This window comes from Methylobacterium tarhaniae, from assembly GCF_001043955.1.
Classification (GTDB): domain Bacteria; phylum Pseudomonadota; class Alphaproteobacteria; order Rhizobiales; family Beijerinckiaceae; genus Methylobacterium; species Methylobacterium tarhaniae.
This window is the reverse complement of the sequence record NZ_LABZ01000392.1, coordinates 1-3,925: the sequence shown is the minus strand read 5'-3', so window position 1 is coordinate 3,925 and position 3,925 is coordinate 1. Positions and strand designations below refer to the sequence as shown.

The 3,925-nt window shown below is 74.4% G+C and carries 3 protein-coding genes; all 3 read right to left on the bottom strand.

The annotated features are described in order from the left end of the window. A partial coding sequence (gene bcsN / locus VQ03_RS30230) for a cellulose biosynthesis protein BcsN (protein WP_048454636.1) occupies positions 1 to 584 on the bottom strand: 584 nt, incomplete at its 3' end. Then, positions 581 to 2,572, bottom strand: a complete 1,992-nt coding sequence (locus VQ03_RS30225; RefSeq protein ID WP_245292254.1) for a hypothetical protein — start codon at positions 2,570 to 2,572, stop codon at positions 581 to 583. The genes bcsN and VQ03_RS30225, both read right to left, overlap by 4 nt. Further along, a complete protein-coding gene (locus tag VQ03_RS30220; RefSeq protein WP_425350114.1) occupies positions 2,557 to 3,837 on the bottom strand; it encodes a family 8 glycosyl hydrolase in 1,281 nt (426 codons plus the stop codon). The genes VQ03_RS30225 and VQ03_RS30220 overlap by 16 nt, the downstream gene beginning before the upstream one ends. Between the last annotated feature and the right edge of the window lie 88 nt (positions 3,838 to 3,925).

Genomic DNA, 3,925 nt, shown 5'->3' with positions numbered 1-3,925 from the left:
ACGCCGTCGCCCAGCAGCGCGATCGTCATGTGCTGGACCGCCGCCACGAGGTCGTCGAGGCTCGCCTGCGCGGTGCGGCAGAGCCGGATCCGAACCGACAGCGCGCGGCGCGGGGCGGCCGGGTCGGAGACGCCGAAGACCCCGTCGCGCGGTGCGCCCTGCCCGCCCCGCCGCGGCCGCTCGAACCACTGCCACGCGTAGAGGCAATCCGCCCCCAGCGCCATGCCGACCGGGCCGTAGGCGTTGCTGCGCGGCACGGCCAGCACCCGCATGGGCTCGCCGGGGAAGCGCACGGCGATCTCGCCCGCGATGCCGAACTCGCTCGGCTTGGCGAGCCGCGGCGGGAAGGCGAGGAGCAGGTCGCCGGTCTCGTTGCGCAGGGCGATCTCGGCGTGGTTGCGCCCGTCGCCGCCCTCGTAGCGGATGCGCTGGTCGAAGCCGTCGCGCTGGCGCGTCTCGATCACCGCGGCGACCCGGCCGGCACCGGGCAGCCGCAGGGCCGGGGCAGGCTGTGCCAGAACCGGCGAGACGCAGGCGGGAGCGGCGACCAGGATCAGCGCGAGGATGCGCGCGAGGGTGTTCACGGATAGCCTTTCTCGGCGGGAAGCGTGCGCTCCGAGGTCGTGCGGGCCGGCACCGAGAAGCGGACGCTCTCGGGGGCGGCGGAGCGGTTGCGCTCGCCCTGCTGGTCCTGCCACAGGGTCCCGGGCGGGGGCCCGCTCAGGCCCTCCGGCTTGTCGAGGCCGTTATAGCCGGGCAGCAGCGCGTAGCCGTAGCGCTCGTAGGGCATCGCCCCGGCGCCGGGCACCCGGCGGGCGACGAGGGGCGGGGCCTGCACCGCCGGCTCGCGGGCATAGGTCCCCGGGGCCGCCTGGCCGGCCCCTTGGGCGGCCGCCGGGTAGCGCAGGGGATTGTCGAGGGGCACCGCCAGGGGGAACTCGCCGCGCTGGACCGCCGGCGGCACCGCCTCGGCCCGGCCCCCGGCGCCGGCCGCGTCCGGACGGGGCACGCGGCCGTAGGAGGCCTGCGGCTCGGGCCGCGGCGTGTTGGCCGGCGCGGGCGCGGCGCGGCCGGCCGGGGCGGGCGTGGCCTGCACCGCGCAGGGCAGCGGCGGGCCGCCCTGGTTCTCGCGGAAGAGCAGGTCGACCACCTTGGGGAAGAGGCCGTCGTAGCGGTTGACCACCTCCAGGTAGGGGCGCTGGCGCCTCAGCCGCTGCAAGGTCAGGGCATAGCCGAAGACCGTGCTCTCGCTCGGCATCCAGGCGACCGCGCGCTGGAACCACTCCAGGGCCGCGTCGAACTGGCAGGAATTGTAGGCGTACCAGGCCAGCCCCTGCGCGCCCTCGCCGGAGGCGGTGGCGTTGACGACCCGGGCGTAGCGCTCGATCCGGGCCGGCTCGATGAAGGGCGGGCTCGCCAGCGTCAGCTTGCGCTCGAGGAGGTCGATGAACAGCAGCTCGTTGCCGACGAAGCGGTCGCGCCAGGCATAGGCCACCTCCTCGGCCTCGCGCATCATGTTGAGCTCGCGCAGGGTATGGGCGAGGCCGTGCGCCACCATGGCGTCGCCGCCCCGGGCGATCGCCAGCTTGAACCATTCCAGCGCCTCGCGGAACTGGCGCCTTTTGTAGGCGTACCAGCCGAGGAGCCCGGTCTGGCTCGGCTCGGTGGTCTTGCGGGCATAGGCCTGGAAGGCGGTGAGATCGGGCAGCGTCGGGGTCTGGGCCGGCTCGTCGTGCAGGAAGGCGGCGATCCGCGCCCGGGTGATGTCGAGGCGGATCGCGTCGAACTCGGAACTGCCCGACGAATCCTGCCGGCCCGGTTCTTGTCGGCCCATGGCGATCAGGCGCTCGGCCTGCTCCATCTTGATGTGGGCCATCGCCTTCTGGATCGTGGCGAGGCGCGCCCCCGCATCGGCGCTGCCGTCCAGCACCGACTTGTAGAGGTTGAACGCGTCCTCGCTGGCGCCGACCGCGGCGAGGCCGTCGGCGATGATCCAGATGCTCTCGACGTCGGCGGGGTCGAGGGCGCCCGGATCGGCGCGGTAGAGGGCGACGACCTCCTCCGGGTTCTTGCCCGAGGCCGCCATGACGCTCGAGCGGAACTCCGCCCGGCGCAGCTTGCGCGCCAGCTCCTCGGAGGGCTGCCAGGCCGGATCGACGGAGCGGCGCGCATTGATCGCGGCGCGCAGGTCCTGCAGGCGGCCGGCGGTGAACAGGTCCCAGAGCGGCGCCTCCTCGGGGGGGCTCGGCTGCAGGCTGTCGAGGTCGGACGGCTCGGTCCAGCCCGGATAGAGCCGCTTCAGGCGGGCGATCTCCGCCTTCATCCGGGCGGTCTGCTTCTGCGAGGCGTAGTAGCGCAGCGCGCTCTCGTCGACCATGCCCGGGGTGCGGGAGGTCTCGGGGTCGACCATGATGGCGGGCGCGCGCACGCCGTCGCCGTAGACGACCCGGGGGACCCCGACGTCCGGCGCGGCCGTCTGGGCCCGGGCCGGGGCGAGGGCCGCCAGGACCAGAGCGGCGGCGAGGGCGGGCAAGGCGGCCGGCGGGAGGGGGCGGCTCACGATCTGAGGCATGACGGGTAGCGCATCCGGGCCGCGACCAGGGCGAGGAGGTGGAGCGTCGTGGGATAGTAGTTCTGCCCGTCCTGCACGCTGCGCAAGGATTCCGGGAAGGGCGTGCCCTCCTGCGCGCAGGCGACGAGGGCCGGCAGCGCGGTGTAGCCCGGCTCGGTCAGCCACTCCACCGGGCGGCCGTCGCGGGTGTCGACGATCGGCAGGCGCTCGCGGTCGATCCCGCCCCACAGGGTGCGGAACGGCGCGTAATCCTCCGGCCGGCCGATCCCCGCCCAGGCGAGGTAGAGCGGGATGCGGATGGCGTTGTAGGAGAAGAGCGGCGGGAAGCCGTCGGCGGGCCGCAGGGCCTCCTCCTTGGCGGAGATCCACTCGGTCGGCAGGCCGCTCGGGCCGAAGCGCGACTGGCGCAGGATCTCGACGCCGCTGCGGATCACCGAGGCCCAATCGTATTCGGGCGCGACGATCCCCAGGCGCTGGAAGGCCGGGAAGACCCAGTAGGAGAGGTTCACCAATGGGCCGTCGGCCCGGTCGCGGGCGGCGAAGCCCGCCACCGCCGGCAACACCAGGGGGCCGTGGGCATCCCGGAACAGGATCGTCTTGCGGCCGAACTCGACGGCGATGCGCCGCGCCGCGGTGCGGTAGGACGGCTCGCCCCAGGCCTCCGCCGCCTCGGTCAGCGCCCAGGCGACCAGGATGTCGCCGTCGGTGGCGTTGTTCATGTCGGCCACCGCCGGGCGCTGGTCCGGCGCCCAGCGCCAGGCCATCAGCTCGTCGGAGCGCACCAGCAGGTTGGCGCGGGTCCAGCCCCAGATCCGCTCGAAGGTGGCCCGGTCGTTGGCCGCCACGGCGAGCAGCATGCCGTAGCCCTGGCCCTCGCTGTGGCTGATGAACCCGTTGGCGGTGTCGATGATCCGGCCCTTCTCGGTCACGAACCGGGCGCGGTAGGCGCGCCAGCTCGGATCGTCCCCGAGGGTGCCGGCGAGCGCCAGCCCGGCGGCCCGGCCCGGCGCCTCGCCCGGGTTGGTGGCCTGGGGCAGGCTCGGCACCGCGGTGGCCGGGGGCACGGTGGTCGCGTCCATTCCCTGCAGGCCTTGCCCTTGCGCCCCTTGCCCCTGCGCCCCTTGCCCCTGCGCGACTTGCGTGCCCTCGGCCGCTTGTGCCGGCTGCGGAGCTTGAAGGCCTTGCGGGGATTGCGCACGGCCGGGTGCCGGCGCGAGGAGCAGGGCGGCGGCGCAGGCGAGGGTGGAGACCATCCGGCGGCTCATCGGTTCCTCCGGCCGAGCTGGCGCACCAGGCTCGTCGTGGCGAGCCCGAGGCAGAGCGCCATGACCAGCGTCATCGCCACGTAGGCGC

Excerpts from the sequence above, each read along its gene's own strand:
- VQ03_RS30225 (WP_245292254.1), bottom strand. The coding sequence starts at position 2,572 with ATGCCTCAGATCGTGAGCCGCCCCCTCCCGCCGGCCGCCTTGCCCGCC.
- VQ03_RS30220 (WP_425350114.1), bottom strand. The coding sequence starts at position 3,837 with ATGAGCCGCCGGATGGTCTCCACCCTCGCCTGCGCCGCCGCCCTGCTC.